This window comes from Microvirga sp. HBU67558, from assembly GCF_018069605.1.
Classification (GTDB): domain Bacteria; phylum Pseudomonadota; class Alphaproteobacteria; order Rhizobiales; family Beijerinckiaceae; genus Microvirga; species Microvirga terrae.
The window spans coordinates 47431-66273 of sequence record NZ_JAGPUP010000542.1; the positions used below are offsets into that span (position 1 = coordinate 47431).

The 18843-nt window shown below is 57.1% G+C and carries 13 protein-coding genes; 4 read left to right on the plus strand and 9 right to left on the minus strand.

Features of this window, described 5'->3' with window-relative positions:
• Window positions 1-9: 9 nt before the first annotated feature.
• The 3 genes from KBI52_RS21085 to repC all read right to left on the minus strand — a co-directional run bounded on the left by KBI52_RS21085 (window position 10) and on the right by repC (window position 3175).
• Entirely contained in the window at window positions 10-939 is a 930-nt protein-coding gene (locus KBI52_RS21085) for a hypothetical protein (protein ID WP_210811421.1), read from the minus strand.
• A gap of 96 nt (window positions 940-1035) precedes the next feature.
• On the minus strand, window positions 1036-1383 hold the full coding sequence (locus tag KBI52_RS21090; RefSeq protein ID WP_210811422.1) for a hypothetical protein: 348 nt from the start codon (window positions 1381-1383) through the stop codon (window positions 1036-1038).
• A gap of 646 nt (window positions 1384-2029) precedes the next feature.
• Window positions 2030-3175, minus strand: a complete 1146-nt coding sequence (gene repC, locus KBI52_RS21095) for a plasmid replication protein RepC (RefSeq protein WP_210811423.1) — start codon at window positions 3173-3175, stop codon at window positions 2030-2032.
• Window positions 3176-4053: 878 nt separating this feature from the next.
• Between repC and KBI52_RS21100 the strand changes: the two genes are divergently transcribed.
• On the plus strand, window positions 4054-9006 hold the full coding sequence (locus KBI52_RS21100) for an AAA domain-containing protein (protein WP_247654543.1): 4953 nt from the start codon (window positions 4054-4056) through the stop codon (window positions 9004-9006).
• A gap of 191 nt (window positions 9007-9197) precedes the next feature.
• On the opposite strand, the gene KBI52_RS21105 is transcribed toward KBI52_RS21100, so the two are convergent.
• Both KBI52_RS21105 and KBI52_RS21110 read right to left on the minus strand, forming a co-directional pair.
• Window positions 9198-9866: a hemolysin III family protein gene (locus KBI52_RS21105; protein WP_371823198.1), complete on the minus strand. Its 669-nt coding sequence runs from the start codon at window positions 9864-9866 to the stop codon at window positions 9198-9200.
• Window positions 9867-10048: 182 nt separating this feature from the next.
• Window positions 10049-10276, minus strand: a complete 228-nt coding sequence (locus KBI52_RS21110) for a hypothetical protein (protein WP_210811429.1) — start codon at window positions 10274-10276, stop codon at window positions 10049-10051.
• A gap of 1482 nt (window positions 10277-11758) precedes the next feature.
• On the opposite strand from KBI52_RS21110, the gene KBI52_RS21115 reads away from it, so the two are divergent.
• Complete coding sequence (locus KBI52_RS21115; protein ID WP_210811431.1) at window positions 11759-12811, plus strand: hypothetical protein; 1053 nt, start codon at window positions 11759-11761, stop codon at window positions 12809-12811.
• 123 nt (window positions 12812-12934) lie between these two features.
• Complete coding sequence (locus KBI52_RS21120; protein ID WP_210811433.1) at window positions 12935-13408, plus strand: hypothetical protein; 474 nt, start codon at window positions 12935-12937, stop codon at window positions 13406-13408.
• Between the two features lie 288 nt (window positions 13409-13696).
• Here KBI52_RS21120 and KBI52_RS21125 read toward each other — a convergent pair whose 3' ends face one another.
• Window positions 13697-14212, minus strand: coding sequence for a MucR family transcriptional regulator (locus tag KBI52_RS21125; RefSeq protein ID WP_210811437.1), 516 nt, complete (start codon window positions 14210-14212; stop codon window positions 13697-13699).
• 337 nt (window positions 14213-14549) lie between these two features.
• Window positions 14550-14711: a hypothetical protein gene (locus tag KBI52_RS21130; RefSeq protein WP_210811448.1), complete on the minus strand. Its 162-nt coding sequence runs from the start codon at window positions 14709-14711 to the stop codon at window positions 14550-14552.
• A 226-nt stretch (window positions 14712-14937) separates the two neighbouring features.
• Here KBI52_RS21130 and KBI52_RS21135 point away from each other — a divergent pair, with 226 nt between their 5' ends.
• Window positions 14938-15993, plus strand: coding sequence for a type I restriction enzyme HsdR N-terminal domain-containing protein (locus KBI52_RS21135; RefSeq protein ID WP_247654544.1), 1056 nt, complete (start codon window positions 14938-14940; stop codon window positions 15991-15993).
• A gap of 212 nt (window positions 15994-16205) precedes the next feature.
• On the opposite strand, the gene KBI52_RS21140 is transcribed toward KBI52_RS21135, so the two are convergent.
• Both KBI52_RS21140 and KBI52_RS21145 read right to left on the minus strand, forming a co-directional pair.
• On the minus strand, window positions 16206-16910 hold the full coding sequence (locus KBI52_RS21140; protein WP_210811441.1) for a hypothetical protein: 705 nt from the start codon (window positions 16908-16910) through the stop codon (window positions 16206-16208).
• A 111-nt stretch (window positions 16911-17021) separates the two neighbouring features.
• Window positions 17022-18071: a hypothetical protein gene (locus KBI52_RS21145; protein WP_210811445.1), complete on the minus strand. Its 1050-nt coding sequence runs from the start codon at window positions 18069-18071 to the stop codon at window positions 17022-17024.
• Window positions 18072-18843 lie beyond the last annotated feature (772 nt).

Consider the following 18843-nt stretch of genomic DNA (forward strand, 5'->3'; position numbering starts at 1 on the left):
CAGTCCGGCTCATTGACAGATCTCAGTATAAAACTTTCTGTGAGACGTCTGGTCGGCTTGTGTAAGTTGAAAGGTGAACGAGCCTACTGTGATCCCGTCGGCTTGGCAAGGGTAGTGCATCACAGATTTTGGATCGTAACGTCCACCAGCGATCCTAGCCCACTCTTTGCTTTCCGGCTTGAAAAAGCAAAGGAATGGCGCCTCAGGACGGATGTGCTCGTGCCGGTATCCTAATATATGCCCAATTTCATGACGGAGAATGCCTACTCTACTGTAATTTCCAGTATAATACGCTTGCGTCACCTGCAAATACCTTTTTGCTTGTATGTCTTTTGGAAAAAAAGCCCGTGCGATGAGCGCGCCTTGGTAGCCTACATACTTCACTATGAAGTTCGCATCGCCCTCGCTAGGAGCCGGAATGTTCAAGCGCCTGAACGTTATTCCGCACTCAGGGCACACCTTCTGCCAGTCCGACGTTGCTGCTTCCACTTCAAGAGCAATCGCTTCATAAGCACCAGCTTCGGGTGCCTCAGCAAAGGACTGTCGATCGATTGCGTAGGTAAGCTGGCGTTCCTCTGGAGACCGATAACAGGTTGGAGCGCCATCTTTCGTCATCACAATCAGCTCGCCTTGCTTTGCTGACGGAGGCCAAGGTTCTTTACCATTTAAGGCATCGCGACGTTCTCGCACTAGTTGCCTCAATTCGGCATCTGTGAGGATCATATCGCCTTCAACCACATAGTACCCATCTTGGGTTTGTGGAAAGTGCGCAAGAAGCTTCTCGAAGCTTCTCTCAAATTCGTCAGGCTTACCAACGGCCTCTGTTGCGAGCTGCAAAGCTTTCTCGAAGGACCTATCATGCTCTTGGGCATTGGTCACGGTGACAGTCCACGCCACAATGAACATGCTAATCAGGACACACCATCTCGCGTGCTGCATGGGCACCTCCCACCTGACATGCGCAAGTTTGTCACCACTCGACGTGTGCAGGCAAGTTCTATTTAGGTGAACGCAAGGGCACGCTGGCGAGCTTGGCTATATATTCGAGTAGGCGCCAACCGGAGGAAGCCGAGAGTCACGAAGAGCATCGTCCCGTAGGAGAGGGCTCCCGCGCGTGCCGTCCCTCACCGGCGTGCTCGGCGTGAAGAAGGACTCTAGGTTGAGAATGCGCTCGAACTCGCTGGACCCGAACATCAGAACGACGCCCATGGGTACTGTGAGCGGGCAATAGCAGTAGAAGCAGGTGTGCTTTTGAGCCCTCAGGGCATCGCCTCGATGCATCACGTAGAGCGCGCGGTTTACCCCAGTCGGCTTCGTCGGCGGGGAAGGGGCGTGTGCGGGTGTTTCCTTGGACTGCGTCGGCACCACAGGCGGGGCGGGCATCTTTGCCTCTCTCGGTCGCTTCGGTAGCCGCTTGATAATAAAACGATCCCCCGCCTCGGCCATCACCAGGTCAAACTCATATGGAAGCTTATGCCGTTTGACGATATGGGCCCAGAGCGATCGGAAGCCGCCGGCGTCGACTGCGCAATATGGGCAGCGGTAGATTGTCATGCTGTGATGCTTCTTGGGTTACCCGGACTCCTAGAGGAGTTCTATGTCCACTGCCTCTTCCTTGGCCTGATCGTATCTGCGGGGCTTCCTTTAGCATAGGTATGCTCTTGTTTTCAGGCCACCCTGCAAGCGTTCATTGCTGTAACCGGAGAAGTAACGAGGCCGATTTCGACAGGCAGCACCCGTCGTAGCACAGGGTCCGACGAGCTTGCATCATTGACAGACAATTGCCCTGGATTGCCGCCCTCGAGCGTGCTCCTTAGGGTTGCCCGGAGACATCGAACCCAATGTCCAATACAAATCCTCTACTCGCCCATGGGCGCCCTTTTTCAAGGCCTTCATGAGGACATCAGATGCAATGCTCGTCACGCCTAAGCGGATCTTTTCCGACAGCGTCTTTCCTTACAGACCATATGTTCACCTTGCGGTCTCGGGCACGTCGTGACCGGGCCGAAGCTGTTGGACGATCGTTCTCTCACACGAGCTTTCGTCTCCGCAGAGCCAAGAGCTCAGCCTGAAGATTGATGCCCCCTCTGCTGATCATGCGCACAATGAATCGGTAGTAGCCTCCGGCATTTCGAATGCGGTTTCGTCCGCTCGCAACATCGTCGTCATAGAGCTGTAGAACGTAAATGACCGCGGCTGCTGCAGACAAATCACCAATGGCCCGGACAGCCTCATCCCATGTGCTGGGATGAGCCCCTAAGGAGGCTCGTAGGTAACGGCCAGCTGAAACCACATCAGCAGCGTTTCGGATCACATGCCCGTAGTAAGAGATCACAGGGCAAGCCTCGACCACCAGTGCCGGAGAGATCTGCGTAGAACTCGATCGAGCAATCGTGCGCGGTTGAGACGCGTCAGTGCTGTTGTCACAAGTCTCACTAGGAGATCCGCTCTCTGCTTCAATATGCCGGCATTCGGTGCCGTCACAGCCTGCCTTGTAGAAGGCGTCCTCAGCAAGGTACCGAGCCTCCTGCCACGCGTCGGCTAGGCCTTCGGGGAGGGATGATCCAGACCTCCTGGGCGTTCTGGCTTTCAAAACCTCCATGCGCTGCTCCAGATCTAATCGGTCAACTTCGGGAAAGTGCTGGGCAAGAGCGCTCAGCGCCTCCTCTGTTGCCCGACGGCAGATCGTGATTTCATCGAACGTTCGCTTGCGAATGTCCTTGAGCCGCTTCTGCTGGGCGATCGTTTCAGCCCACTCTCCGCGCCTGGCATAGATTGGGGTCAGGTCAAATCCGAACGCGTCAACGACCACGCCAGCTTCATCCCGGATGGCGTAGCGCTTCCCATTAGGCGAGTCCTTTGGAACCACGAGCCTGAGGTCGATCAGGGCACGGATTACGTTACGGATAGAGCGCTCGGACAGGCCTGTGGTCGCCACCAATCGGGCGTTAGACGGCCACACCAGGAGCCGGCCTGCCTTCTGCTCACCCCAGCATGCCACCAACTGACCCAGCACTATGCGCTGGGTGGCGCTGAGCCTAAGCGCCTTTTCGGCCTCTCGGGCGGCAGCTGATAGTTCCTTGCGCGTCACGGTATGCTCGGTTTCGAGCACGAGTCTTCTCGCGGCCAGAGCAGCATGTCTCAGCCGCCGGCCTCCTGACGATGCGAGCTGCATCGTGTCCCTCCAATGTGAGGGCAAAGCGGGAGCGTTCACCGAAACCGATGTTCTTGACAGTCAGCTTGTCGGGGTGGCATAAGGAAGGTGCTTACGTTTCCATACGCCCACCCCCTCGGTGGGTCTCCAAAGGCCCTCGAAGTTTCCAGCTTCGTGGGCCTTTTGCTTTGCCTGGCCTTAGTTCACGGGTTGCTTCTCCTGTTCGAAGAGAGTTGCGAGAGTTTCGGGGGCAGGCTGCCTAATCCGACGGAGCCTCAGTGAGGGCGTTGGTCCGGCCATCGACGTTCGTGAGCGCCAACACGTCAGGCTCCCACCGACCTACCGGGACGATAGGCCTGTGGGAGCGCTGCTCTTGTGGCGCAAAGAACTGGAGCCTGCGCACCCGCTCTTCTCGCAACAGTTCAAGTGATGGCTGATTCGATGTTGCGTGTGGAGTCGATCTGAAATGATTGGGCCATTGTTAACGCAGTTCGCATTGGAAAATTGAATCTGCAGGATTATTGAGGCCGAAAGCGGCGAGTCGAAAGAAAGATAATTGTTCTTCCTTGACTCTGCGAGAATCGCTTTTGACTCAGCGGCTGCTCGATGCGCTAAGATCATTGTCACTGCGGCTGTCCCACGCAGACTCGAAATCATAATTCATCATCTTGAATACTGTCAGCGTCGAGGAAAGCCGACTGGGGCTACCAAGCGTCAGGCTGACAGTCATCACTTGCGAGTGCAGGCGAGGAGCTCTGTCCGCCCGCTCGTCTCGCCGTGGTCACTGTGACGCTAATAGACCACCACTTTAGGCTTGACCAATATCGGGCGCTCAGATGAGTCTCTTAGCAACAAAGCTTCGTTCGAGGGGCTAGGAACGAAGCAAACCAAAGAACATGATGTCTGCACCTGATACTGTCGCACCTGCCGCTGAGCGCCTTCACAATCTTCTGGGATATGTCGAGCAAGTCGTCCGGCTGGATGAGCGACCGGCCCTGCGGCTGTCTGAGCATCGGCTTCCAACCGGACAGACCTTCGTGCTGCACCAGCATGAACTGCATGCCATGCCCGGTGTCCGTCACGACCTAGTGGACGAGGACGGCCCGGTGTGGCTGGCCCTGGAGCGGCTCCGGCGCAGTGACCCGCCTGCGCCTCCCGAACAGGCGGCAGACTGGCTGGAGATCTCCCCCGATCCTGAGCGGGAGCCGAAACTCCGGGACTACCTGCTTCGGACGGTAACGGAGACGGAGCGGGATGAACTTCTGGCCTCCGGAGCCGTGCGCCCGGAGGATGTGGCGGAAGCCATTAAACAGGACGAGACCATTCCCCGCTGGGATGTGCGCCTGCGCCTGGAGGATCGCCCTGATGTCAGGAGCGCCGCCGAGACGTGGATCACCGAACAATGGTTGCCCTGGTCGACGGCGGAACGTCCAGTTCGCCGATCACTGGCGTTGTATCAGAGGCTGTTTGAGGTCACCCAACTCGCCGAACTCGGAGGGGGCGACAAATCCTTAGAACTTGTTTGGGGTATGGGGCTCTCCCGGTGGCTCAGGGATGGCAACGAGGTCGACCTGCCTCTGGTTGAGCGTCTCGTGGAAATCGAGATCGACGATCTTGCCGGTGGTGAGATCAAGGTTCGCCCCCGGGCCGCCACAGCCAGCGTCAACATGCGCCCGTTTGAAGAACTCGGTGTTGAAGGGGCTTCCTTGGCCTTGGACGCGTCTCGTCGGGCGATCGCGGCCGTCGATGCCGATGAAGGTGTCTCACCTTATCGGCGCGAGGGATTCGAGCCTATCCTTCGGGCCTGTCAGGCCCGTCTGGACGCCGAAGGCGTCTATCTGCCCGATCGCCAGGCACTGGCACCCGACCAGCCGGTGCCGGCGGCCGACGAGCACCTGACCGTTTCGGACCGTTGGGTTCTGTTTGCCCGGAGACGATCCGACAGCTTCATCTTGGCCGACCTCGAGAACCTGAAGAAGTCGATCGAGAAGGCTGCCGAGGAGAGTTCGTTGCCGGGTCCGGCCCAGACCCTCGTGATGGGGCCTTCCACCGAGCAGCCGAACGATATCTGGACTCCGCTTGGCAATCGCGTCGGCGAGACCACCGGCGGGACAGCGGAGGCGGCGCCTCAACCTGAGGCTATGGACCTTTTCTTCCCCAAGCCCTTCAACGATGACCAGATCGAGATCGTCCGGCGCTTGGAAGGCACCGATGGCATTGTCGTCCAGGGACCGCCCGGCACGGGCAAGACGCATACGATCTCCAACATCATCTGCCATTACATGGCCACGGGCCGGCGGGTCCTGGTCGTGTCGCATGGGGAGCCCGCCCTTGCGGTGCTGCGAAACCAGCTGCCCGAAGGCGTCCGGGATCTCGCGATCAGCATCACGGCGACGGAGCGAGAAGGATTTAAGCAACTCGAGACGGCTGTGCGCCTCCTGCAGTCGGTCGTCGAGAGCATCAAGCCCAGCGAGCAGTCGCGTCTGATCCGGGACCTGGAAGCCTCGGTCGTTGGCCTCCGGACCCGGCTTGAGGAGGTCGACAAGGAAATCGAGCAGTTTGCTCTGTTGCAACTCGCCCCGACAGCGGCTGGTGAGCGGCCGGCGGAGCTTGCAAAGCGGATTGTCTCCTCGGCAGAGCAATACAGGTGGTTCGAGGATCGTCCGGAGCAGTCTGCGCAAGATGCTGGTCTGTCAGACGACGAGATCTCCGCCCTTCGAGCGGCGCGTGTGACCCTCGGTTCCCGGCTCGAGCACCTGGATTCGGAGCTCCCATCGGTGGAGGATCTGCCCGATGGGGAGGTCATTGCCCGGCTGCATGAAGACCTCGTAAGGTCCGAGCGCTTCGCGGAGGCCGCCGCACGGGATGGCTCACTAACGATCCGCATCGGCTCAGTTGGTGCCATCGGGCAGGCGCTGCGAGGAGCCGAAGCCCTTGAGACCCTCCAGCGTGTTCAGGCGATCGCCAAGGCCAATCCCTGGCTTGAGCCGGTGGCTCAGCATGCGATCGGCGGCGAGCGGGGAACCGGCGCGCTCGATCTGCTCCTGCGGTTTGTGGAAGACGCAAAGCCGATTGTCGAGGAGCGGAAGCGCTATCTGGATCAGCCGGTGGAACTGCCTGACACCTTCGAGCCCGCAGCCGTTGAGGCGACCACGTTGATCGGCCGCCTCGCCAACGGCGAGGAGGTCTTTGGCTTCTTTGCGTTTCGCGAGAAGGCACTCCGGCCGGTCGTGCAGGCCATCAAGGTGCAAGGGCGCGTGCCGGCTGCTCGTGAGGACTGGGATCACATTCGCCAATACCTCATCTGGCGGGAGCAAGTCACCTCATTGAGCGTCCGGTGGCGGGCGCTGGCCGAGGAGATTGGCGCTCCGTCTGCAGGGTCGGCGCGGGAGATCGAACAACTCGTTGGCCTCCTTGGTGCTATCCTCGTGGAGGGCGCTGGCGCCATGCGCACGCTCGAGGAGGTCTTCGGCCAAGTCGTACCTGGAGCGAGCTTGCCTCGGGATCTCTGGCGCGATCCTGCTCGGATGGAACATGCCGAGGAGGCGCTTCGAAATGCGGCGGCGTCTGCACAGCTCGCTGCCGCGCGCGTTGAAGTGTCTCGGCTCGAAGGGCTCTTCTCGGATGCATCAGGCAAGATCGGAAAACTGGCCCGTGACTTGCTGGGCGAGGCGATTGGCCGATCCGATATCGAGGTGGAGACCATTGCCCGGCTCTGGGGCGCCTTGAGGCGTCAGATCGATGACCTGAATCAGCACAAGAACCATCTGGCGCTTGTCCGCACCGTGACAGGCCGGATCCGCGAAGCGGGGGCTCCTCTCTGGAGCCGGCGTCTGGCCACAGAGCCAGTTGAAGGCGAAACGGATGCCTTGATCCCCGCCGACTGGCGTGAGGCATGGGATTGGGCCGCAGCTTCGGCTTATCTGGCGCGGATCGACGACCGGAACCGGCTGCGTAGCCTGGCCGAGGAACGGGTCCGCCTTGATGCGGAAATCAGGAAGACCTTCGAGCGGGTGGTGCGCGAACGAACCTTCTATGAGCTTGGTCGGTCCATGTCTGGGCCGGTGCGCTCTGCGCTGATGATGTTCGCCACAGCCCTGCGCAAGACCGGCAAGGGCACCGGCAAAGGGGCTGTTCGGCACCGCCGCGATGCCCGCAGCGCCATGGCCCAGTGCTATGACGCCATTCCGTGCTGGATCATGCCGACATGGCGCGTTGCGGAGCAGTTGCCTGGCGAGGTTGGCTCGTTCGACCTCGTCATCATGGACGAGGCCTCACAGTCCGACATCCGTGAGGTCCCGGCGCTCCTTCGCGGCAAGAAGATCCTCGTGGTCGGTGACGACAAACAGGTGAGCCCGACAGCTGCCTTCATCGAGAACGCGAAGATCGACCGCCTTGAGCACGGCTTCCTCAAAGGGCAGCCCTTCAAGACGCTTCTGCTGCCGGGATCCTCACTCTATGACCTCGCCAAGGTCATGTTTCCGGACAAGCTGGTCATGCTCAAGGAGCACTTCCGGTGCGTCGAGCCGATCATCCGGTTCTCCATGCAGTTCTACCCTGAGCCGCTGGTGCCGCTGCGCGTGCCAACGGCGCATGAACGGCTCGATCCACCGCTCGTCGACATCTACGTGCCGGACGGGCGCCGCCAGGGGGATAAGCAGAACCCGCGGGAAGCGGAGGTCATCGTCGGTGAGATCCGCAAGATTGTTGAGGATCCCGCCCTTGCTCGTATCGAGGCCCAGGATCGCTGGCGCACGATCGGCGTGGTGTCGCTGATCGGAGCAAAGCAGGCAGCCCTCATCAACCGCATGCTTCTCGATGAGCTCGGGGAAGATCTGATGATGCGCCATCGGATCGCCTGCGGTGACAGTGCCACCTTCCAGGGCAACGAGCGCGACATCGTCTTTCTGTCTATGATTGCTGATCCCAACAGCAAGCAGGCTCAGACGGCAGCCCAGTTCGAGCAGCGCTTCAATGTGGCGCTCTCACGCGCCCGGGACCGTCTCGTGCTCGTCCGCTCCGTTCGCGAAGAAGAGCTCAAGCCTGAGGACCTGAAGGCGCGGGTGATCCGCCATTTCCGCGACCCAGTGGCTGGAGCTGCCACGCCGGCAGGTGACCTTGAGGCCATGTGCGAGTCGGACTTCGAGCGGGAGGTGCTGCGGCGTCTTCTCGAGCGCGGCTACCGGGTCACTCCGCAGGTCGGCGCCATGGGGTACCGCATCGACCTTGTTGTCGAGGGAGCAAACGGGCGGCGCCTGGCCGTCGAGTGTGATGGCGATCAGTACCATGGTCCGGAGCGCTGGGCGGACGATATGCGCCGTCAGCGCATTCTCGAACGGGTCGGCTGGCGCTTCTGGCGCTGCTGGGCGTCGAGTTTCACGCTTGATCCCGATGGCTGCATGGACGATCTGTTCGCGACCCTAGAACGCCATGGAATTGAGCCAAGCGACGGTGCTACCAGCGGTGGGGTTTTCACAGCTCATATCACGGCGCCGGAAACATATGCGAAAGGTGATATGTTCAATTCAAGCGAGACCGAACAGAGAACCCAGCCTCATTCTCAAACCCAGGATGAGATATACGTTAAAAGCGTTGAAGGGTTCGCCGGCTCCGCCAATGGGATCCGCGTTGGTGATCGAGTTATCATCAGATATCTTGACGATAACAAGACAGCGACATTCATATTGAGCCCCACGCGTGATGATCTGACGAATGGCTTCCTGGCGGTAAATTCCCCGCTGGGGAAGGAATTGGTCGGTCTAACTGAAGAAGACGAAACTGAGTTCGAAGTGAACGGTCGTATGAGGCGTGTGCTCATTGTGAGAACTGACAGGTCAGTCGCAACTCACTAGGTGTCTTGGTCGGCTATCCTTCTGAGGTTGTGTAGGACCGCTCTAGCAAGGGCTGAATTCCCGGGATCATGGTAACTACGTTGGTTTACAAATTCTGGTTCAGTTTAAGCGGTCACAGCTATTTACTGAACCGAACTAAGGTTAGTTCCGCTGAACCACACTCAGATTGAACGAAGACCTGTGGTCGCCTGTCATGCACTCTCGATCATGACGAAGGAGGAGAATACAGCGCCGTAGTGGCAGGCCGTCGCCAATAGAACGAAGCCGTGCCAGATTGCGTTTTGAAAGCGTAGGCTATCCCATACGTGGAAGATCACTCCGGCGGTGTAGAGTATGGCACCAGCGCCAAGCAACCACAGGGTCATACTCGGGAAGGCCAGAATGTGATCCCACAGGATAACGCCGCTCCACCCAATCAGCAGGTAAAGGCCGATCGACAGCCGATCGAAACGGCCGGGTAGTGCGATTTTAAGAACAATCCCGGCCAGGGAGGCAGCCCAGACAACAATCATGAGGATCTGCGGCATGAGTGTGCTACTCATGCGGATCAGGAACGGCGTGTAGGTGCCTGCGATCAGAACATAAATTGCCGCATGATCGAAGCGGCGAAGCCACCACTTCACAGGTGAGATCGGCCACATGTTGTAGGCCGCTGAGATCACCAGCACTGCCATCATTGCGCTGCAATAAATAAGAGCCGGGATCAATTCCGAAGGCGATGGATTCGGCAGGAGCCAAGCCACGAGCACCACGACGGCAACAAGCCCTAAGACGACGCCAAGCCCATGGATAATACCATCGGCCCAGAGTTCGGCGCGATCATACTCGAAGCGCCCGGCAGTCGGGTTGTGCATGCCTATTCCCCTACGGCAGTTTCCTGCTGCGTCCACCAGTCGATTGAGGAAGAACATAGGCCGGCCCTGGGCGGAGTGACACGTGGCAGGCGGACCCACCCCCCGGTACAGACCAAATGCCAATTTAGAAGCCGTCGCCCCACTACGCTCCAAATTTTCGCTTGCGCCGAACTTCTGACCCTGAAACCCTAGAGATCATTCGCGGCCTGAATGCCGCGATAGACCTTCACATCTGGATCCGGCAGCCTGTCCAGCCGCGCCGCATAGGCCCCATCGTCCTCAGCGGCCCCTTGAGGGTACTTCCCGATCTTGAGCAGAAACTTCAGCGCCACCTCGTTGGAGCAGCCGTACTGTTGGGCGAACTCCCGGACCACGGACATCGTCTGATCGTCGATACGCTGAAAGGTGTCGGTCATTGCCTGAAGCTCCTGCAAGTACGGATGCTGCGGGTCAGTATCTGGGCCGCCGCTTGGGAAGGGAAGCCCGCTTCCACTTTGGAGGTGTGCGAATTGAAGCCATTTTCCGCCTGGTTTTTCGCACACACAAGAGACCTAACCTCGCCTTAGACACAGGGACGAGGTCGACGGGTTTGAGCGAGCAGGCCTATACAACAGTCATATTTAGCGGAAATGCCGGGCCTTGTTCGGCTTCACACGAGGAGAGAGCGCTCGACCAAGTCGTCGAATCCGTAATTGGTCTTTTTGAGCAGGCGGCCCGTGGCCAGCACACCGCATGGGCTCTCTCTGAGGCCATGGCTTCGATCATGTCGCCGCGCCACCAATGCAGTGGTTTGATGCTGAACGACCGCCAGCGGGAGCGGCTCTTAGGAGCAATCGCTGCTGCGCACGGTAAGGCAATAGACACCCTGCCACCGCTCTGCAGACGCTCTAAGATCACCGTCGGAATGGAAGCCCTCGCGGGTCTGGTGGTCTACTGGGCGGAAAGTGGCAAGCAGCGGGCCGCTTGGCCTCGTGACGGGTATATCGACCTGCAAGCCACAGCCCGGATCCTCCGGAACGACCTCCATAATCTCAGTCTCTTAGAAGGGATCGAAGAGCGGGCGCATCGACGTCGTGCACAGGTGCTCGACTCACTCCTTTTGCGAGCCCCGAACAATTCTCTCCTTGGCAGAGGCTCAAAAACCCAATCCACCGACGAAAGACTCCCAGAATGAATCGGGCGAAGCACAACTAGACTGCCGGCGCAAGTGCCATGCAAGCTAACCGGGGTATCTGATCGGCTCCTGAGTTAATTTGTTGTGATCTGATATGAGAGATCCTGTTGAAGCGCCGTTCGTGCGGCTGAAGCAGAAATATGTCTATGCAGCGTGGTCCGAGCGACTCCATTATTGGAATGGAGACAACGACTTGGAATAACTCTTCAAGGTAGGCCACGGGAGCGGCAGCTACAGCCGGATTCATCGTCTGAATACAGGTTGGAAGCCGACTGGCCAAGAACGGGGGCCTCCCTGTCTCTATTATTCAGATTGGGCTGCTATCAAGTGTTGGGGGCTCGACAACGCTCGCAAAGTTGACGCCGAGTTTGGGAAGCGTATGCGGCAAACCTTCCGGACAGCTGACAGCTCACGCCTTCTCTGTGGAAGGCCGCCGACCGGAAACGGCGATGCTGAGATCTATCGCATCAAGCCAGAAGAGGTGCCGGAACTCGAACGATTTAAGGACGGGGGCCGGATCAACGATAGGTTCTCTGATGCCGCGTTGAGCGCAGTCGCGCACTTCCTTACCCAAAAGATTGCAGTTGAGGTGGACCGCCTAAACCAAGCAGTTGGAAAGCACCTGAGCTCAGAGACCATTGGAAGGTAGACGGACGTGCGTCCTCTCAATGAAATTGTAAGTGAGATCGCTCGGCAAATCTTCGATCACGAGAACAGCCTCAGATTGGCTAAGGATGAGTATGGATTCCAGGATGCAAGAGGGGCAATCTTATCGAGCAATCTGATAATTCCATCGTTACTGCTTAGTGATTTGACTGACGCTAAGTTCAATGGAAGCTGGCAGGACAAACTGACCACGGGTGCTGCGTATGATGGCTCTCCGTTGCGGAAGAAGGAGAGCTGGACGCTATTGTGGTGTCTCGAACGAGCCGCCAGGACTCAGATGCAGACGTTTGGGCTTAGTGGTCTGTACGAGGAGGTTCAGACTGCCGGTTTCTTCGGCGCGCTTGCGAGTAACCTTGAGCTGTTCTCTCAGTTAGATGAGGAACTCAGGGCAACCGGCTTTAAGCTATTCTTCGCTGATTGCAGATCGGACGGCACCGAGACGAGTCTGGGGGCCGACTTCGCTATCATCATTCCAGTTTCCGAGGACGAGGTTAAGCTCGCTCTTTTCCAAGCAAAGAAAGTTAAGGGAACTGGAGTCAGCGATGTTTATCAGGTGGCGGGAAATACGGGGAAATATCAGATCCAGCAGCTCCTAAGATCCGAGGAGAGACTGCAGGAGTTAGCCATCGCCCCATCATCTGACACCTGCGAAGCTCTGAGCCAAAGCCCATTTCGAGACGCAGTCTACTATGTGTTCTGGCACCAATGCGAGCCGTCTGGGCTTCTCCGCCCGACAATCAGACCTGCGCGCAGCGTGAGTGCCGATCTTACCGCAGGGCAACCTGATCGGAGCTACCCCACGACAAAGACTTGGAACGTAGATCCCCTTCATGACTGGATCTATTTCTCAGAAGCCGTTTCGCTACTTCTTGCTGATGAGACTTCTCGGTTCGGTGTCAGGCTCACAAGGGCTAGCGTCCTTAGCTTTCTCAAGAATGGCCCCCGTCCGAGGAGAGTCATAGGTATCCATCCGCCATCTCTGGAATATAAGCTGGGATATTGGGACTACCTTAGTAATAGCCCATGGATCGAGTGCAACTTTTCAGGCTTGGGCTGGAGCAGCGTAGAGAAGCGCGAGATTGCTCCATCTTCATCGCCGTTTGAGATATAAGAGGCGGCCCGAAGCTGGTCCACCCAGTGTTTTCGCTATGGAGCTCAATCTGGTGCTCAGATCGTAACTAGGTTGGAAGGGCGATTTTGGGCCAAGCACAGATTTGTTGACAGAAGATACCGTTTGAGCCTGCCGCCGCCCCCAACCCGCGATGAACTCGCCTACCACGAGGCCGGCCATGCCGTGATTGCTCATCTATCCATTGCTTTCATTCTTGATGGTCCGGTGATTATCGATGACCAAGATGGCAGTTTTGGATACTGCACTGATCCGGACCTAGATCCTAAGGTGACCGTTTATCGGGTCCGCTATGAGCGCGCCGTCGTTGCAGCTGCTGGATATGCGGCGCAGAAGTTGTACAACGAGCGTGCGCACGGATCTTTCAACATCTCAGCTCTGCAACTCGGAGCGAGTGACGATGCCGGGATGATCAGAGAGGATTTCGGTTTCGGTGTGTTCGACGAGTTTGTGGCCATTGCTACCCAACGCTTTAACGAAGATGGCGTCTGGGAGGCGGTTGAGCGTCTCGCGGCACGCTTGGCGCAGTCCGGCCAGCTTTCGGCCGAAGAGGCCGCTAAACGCATAGACGAAGCTTAGCCCTTTAGTGGTCAGGTCCATTCTTTGAACCAAGTGAACCTAACCACGTTTTCGAGGGAGGCTATATCCCAGAAGGGACACGCCCATGAACGTCTCGATCGAGATAGATGACACGGCAAGGCAGACATATGCGGTCTTTGTCGACGGTGTCTGCATTGCTAGATCGCTTCCAATGGCAGAAGCGAACCGGGTCAGGCTGCAGGCCCTAAAGGGAGACGTCGGGAAGCCGCGTCAGGGTTAGAATGGTTGGGACGGCGCTCTGCTCCGCCGTCCCAAAAAACTTAGAGGTTATTCGCCAGCCCCGGCCGCCTTCGTCTTCGAAGATGCGCGGCGCTTTGGCTTGGCAGCTTCAGTTGGTGCCGTGACGGTCTTCTCCGGCGCTGCAACTGTCTTCGCGGCAGTCTTCCTTCGCTGCTGGCCAAGGCCGGCGCTTCTGGCGAGTTCAGAGCGCTTCGCAGCATAGTTGGGTGCAACCATCGGATAATCGATCGGGAGCCCCCACTTTGCACGATACTCCTCAGGCGTTAGTCCCAGCTTCGCAAGGTGGCGCTTGAGCGTCTTGTACTCCTTGCCGTCTTCGAGACTGATCAGGAAGTCGGGCGTAATGGACCTGCGGATCGAAACGGCCGGTTCCGGCTTCGCAGGCTCTGCTTGTTTAGGGGCGACGAGTCCTTGGAGCGCTGCGTGGACCGATCCGATCACGTTTAGCAGATCGGCACGATGAACAGAGTTATTGGCCACGTAAGTGGAGACGATAACTGCGGTGATGCTGGCGAAGTCCAGCTGCTGTTCAGTTTGATCCATAATTCATCCAATGCCTATGAGGCTGAGACGTGATCAGTTAGCTGATCGCCTAGCTGGGTCAAGCCACTCGGGCAGGTGTGGGCAATTCTCAATCCCGACCGCTCCAGCCATACTTCAAAGACCTCGCTCGCTGCGTGTTTAGCTTCCTCGGCCGTGTGTGCAAAGCCCAGCAGAGGCACCCTCGCGTTGTGAGGCATGCCGTTCAAGCTCCAGATCCACTGGCCGTCACCAAATCCGCCGGTCTTCTGCTGGTAGACGAGACAGAAGGAATGGGAGCCAAGGCCACCTTCTCAGCTACCCTCCAAATGCCATTCACATGGCCTCCACTTGAGGGACATCAGCGCCCCCTCGGTGGCATAGGCAAGTGCTTGAAGGTGTAGCCGAGCACGGCATTGGCGATGGCCGAGCGACTGACGCCATAGTCGATCGCGAGCCTGGCGAACTCACGCTCGCCCGCCGTATAGCGCAGCCTAGCCTCCAAGACCTTCTCGACTGTCAACTTCGTCTTCCTCATACCCATTCGACTAAAACAGAACGAACAGGGAACATGTTCCTTAGGTCAGTGTAAAGTCGAGCCCTGTGAGGGAGGGTGGATTAGTCGCTGTGGAAACAGTGGATATCGGCCCGCCGTTCGGATGAGCGGTGGGCTGCCCCCACTTTGCTTTGCGACCTTGACGATTTCCGCAGCTAATGTTCGTGTAATCCGATCAAAGCCTGGGGGCACCATGAGCGTAGAAGAAAAGCTCCGCATACTTGCGGAAAGGGTTAAGTCACATTCAAGCGCGATGATCACTGAGGAAGCCGTAAAGACAGCGGTGATTTTGCCATTCTTAAGTGCATTGGATTACGACGTCTTCAATCCGCATGAAGTCATTCCTGAGTACACTGCGGACGCGGTCGGGAAGAAGGGCGAGAAGGTCGATTATGCCATCAAAGTAGATGGTGCCATCCGAATACTGGTCGAATGCAAACCGATCACAACCAACTTGGATAAAGTTCACCTAGCGCAGCTCTACAGATACTTCTCCGTAACAGAGGCGAGGTTCGCGATATTAACTAATGGCCGAACCTTCCATTTCCACACAGACCTTGAGGCGCCTAATAAGCTTGATGAAAGACCGTTTCTAACGTTCGATCTCTCCGATCTGCAGGGGCAATTGACACACGAGCTGAAAAAGTTCGCTAAGAGCGAGTTCAGCATCGACAACATTCTGCAGACCGCCCATCAACTGAAATACACCTCGGCGATCAAGAAAGAGATTGTCGCGCTGATGGAGGCACCTTCCGAAGATTTCGTCCGTCTTGTCACAGCGAATCTACAGCTTGGACGTTTCACGGCTGCTATTCGTGAGCAGTTCACGCCAATGGTGAAAACGGCCTTCAGAGAGATCATCCGTGACTCCGTGCAGGCACGGTTGTCGACTGCACTTGCGGATACAGAGGCGGCCGATGTAGCTGCCGAACCGCCGCCAGTTGAGGCTGATGAAATCATTGCGACGACGGAGGAAGAGCGGGAAGGCTTCATGATCGTGCGCGCGATCGTCCGGGATATCCTTAAGCCAGCTCGGATAATGATGCGGGATCAAAAGAGCTACTGCGGGATCTTGGTCGACGATAACAACAGACGGCCGCTCGCCCGCCTGCATTTCAATCGGAGCGTCAAGTACATTGGTCTGTTTGATGGCGAGAAGGAAGAACGAGTTAAGATCGACACGCTAGACGAGATCTACGAGCACGCTGAACGGCTGCGAGCGACGGCTCAGGTTTATCGCGCGTTGTAATGGGTGACACCCTGCCGAAGTTTGCTTCGGCAGGCGGGCTTTCTCTGGATTCCGAGATGCCTGTTTAGCGAGGCGTGCGGCTGCTTCTTCACAACTGGAGTCAGGCGCCGCCGCCTTGCAACTCAACTTCCTCTCACTCCAGATATGGGAGGAGACTTTCCTGGGCGTTTCCTCCCATCCCTACTGTCCTGAGTTCCGGCTTAAGAACCCTTTTAGTCTATAGGCCGTTCGCGGAAGCCCCATCTCCAAAGGGCTTCGCCGTCCCGTGACATCCTAAACATAGTACCTGAGCGGGTTGCGAGACCCATGGACATAATTAGTGGCTCCTCCGGAATCTCACCAATTCCGCTCTTGTATGGGTTCTCGTTGGCCAAAAGGAAGCTGGGGATCGCCCGAAGAGCCGGAACGGACGAGGAATGGATCAGTTGAGAGAGCTTCTCAAAAGACGCCTTGTCCAAGCTGTCATCCGCTACAGCTCGAACGAGATTTCCAAGCAGCGCGGCTTTTAGCGGTTTCGAGGCCTCAAGGATGATCGCTGTAACGGTGTCCTCGAACTCTTCGGCGAACTTCTTGTCTTTGAGGACTTTGTCGCGGAGCCGGTGGATCGTCTCCGGGGCTTGGGTCCCGAGTGCGCTCAAAAATGCTCGCGTGTTTCTCTCCAAGCGCTTTGTCTGATAGGCGTCCCGCACCGTATACGCGCTGGTGAGCCACTTGACGACAGGTACCTCTTTCAACACCTCATGCTCAGTGGCGGTATCGAGCAGGATCTCGCCCGCGTCCACGAAAATTTCTTTACCAGCACTGAAGCTGTCGGAAATCGCTCCTATAAGATCTTTAGGTTGCCCCGCTGCTGGTTCGGCTGGTTGCGCTCCATCCCTAGATCTCACATCTGGGTCTTGTTTGTTCTGATAGGCCATAAATTTCACCTGAAATCTTAAGGTTGCCACAGCTTTCATTAGGCCTAGGTCGCTATTGTCTCAATGGCGAGCCTTGTGTTCGAGGAGCTGGCACAGAGAGATGGGTGCGAGCTAAACACGTTTTCCAGGCGCAGATCGAAATCCAAATAGTGGATACTCAAACTTTGGAATGTCGGTTACTGGGAAGCGGTCGAGTGTCCAATTGAAATACCTCGCCAGCCAAAGATATTTCTCGCGCGTCCTTACATCTAACTTGGAATCTTGTAAGCTATTACCAACGATTTTCTGGTATGGGCGAAGTTGCGCAGTAAAGAGTGGAGGATTTGGCTCTAGCCCTTCCGGCCATGGCGCGAGGAAGTCCAAAAACGTTTGCTGATCTGCAAAATCTTGGACCCAAGAATTGCGCACTTCGACCAATTTATTCTGTCGATCATAAATGCGTTCTCCGTGTCCCCATTCGGAAGCGAGTTCATCAGAAAGAACGATGCGAGGGTGAACCGCTCGTATGCTTTCAAGACGGTAGGCTTCCACGAGGGCCGGTCCGTAAACCATTGTTCCTTTGTGGATCAAATCTCCAAAGGCAACGCCTCCGCGAACTAGCAAATTAGCATTCGCCAACTGGCTAGTAATAAATCTGATTGAAGAGAGCAGAGAATGCAGGCCGAACTGCCAGGCTGAATCCTCTGTGGAAACAGATATTACGATTGAATCCGAAAATTGAGTGACCTGGAGATCTCCAGGAAATCCTCCCATATCTTTCATTGAGTTTGCCATTGTCGCATGTTGCTCTAAGCCTGCAATGGCAACCCCGAGGTCACGTGCATAATCTGGGTCGGAAGCAGATTTTTCTATTGCTTTTCCCCATCCAAGAACATCTAGGAACGCTATAATCCTTTTCTGATAAACTAAGGATTCTCGGAGCCGTCTGTGCGCCTCTTCTTGCTGCTTGGCTTCCGCCTCTCGCTGAGGAGCTTCCTCAAGCCAACGGCGCTGGTCTTCATCGGCCTGTCGTTCTTCGTCCTCAGTGAACTCACGGACGTACTGGCGACCATCCGCCTCAGCAACGTGAGCGTACCTCTTGTTGGGATCGCGGGTGTCGCCTTGAACCCGTTCCAGCTTGCCATTTACCAGACGATAGAGCGGCAGATCTGTTGAGGACATGCTTCGTGCCTACGATTCTGACTTGATTTGGCACCATTAATCAGGCGGCGATTGAACCTCAAGCACTGAGCTCCACGCTCCGCGAGGAGTGCTAAGGACGGATTGTATCAATCTCGCCGCTGACGCGAGCTCGGAGATACTCCAGGTGCCTCAGCTCCTCGGCGGCGGAAGCAATCCGCCGTTCCACATGCTGTAGATCCTGATATGCCTCTTTGAAGCGACCCAACTCCGCGGCAAGTGCGTCATGGTCTGCCTCGGCCTTTTGGACGGCTTGGGTCAGGCGAGCAATCTCATCCCGTGTGTCAGACTGCAAAATGCCAGGGTTTAGAACAAAGAGCCCGCAAAGCGCCCAGCCACAAACGGCTAACAAGATTAGCAGACGGTTCATCCCCCAGCGCCCCAACCCATAAAAGAGCTAGTATGGGCTGGCGCAGGTCTGTCAGGAAGGGGGCAAGAGAGGGAGTGGGCACGACCAGGCGAGAGGAACAAGCCAATGGGCCCGTGAGGCTGAGTAGCTAATGCCCCCCTAGCCCAAGCTTGGCAGTTGGATTTGGATTCTTCTCCTAAACGGGGCCGAACCGATGCTGCGCTATATGACAGGCAAGAACGCATAACAGCGCTGGCCGAAGCTGTCACAGCGGATGATGAACTCCGTGCTGCTATTCGCGGCCATCTTTATGTTGAGCATGAACTCAATGAATTCACTAAGAGTCCGTCCCGTAAATCATGAACACCGTCCCAAGCGGCGGACGAGGAGCATGACGGAAGCAGC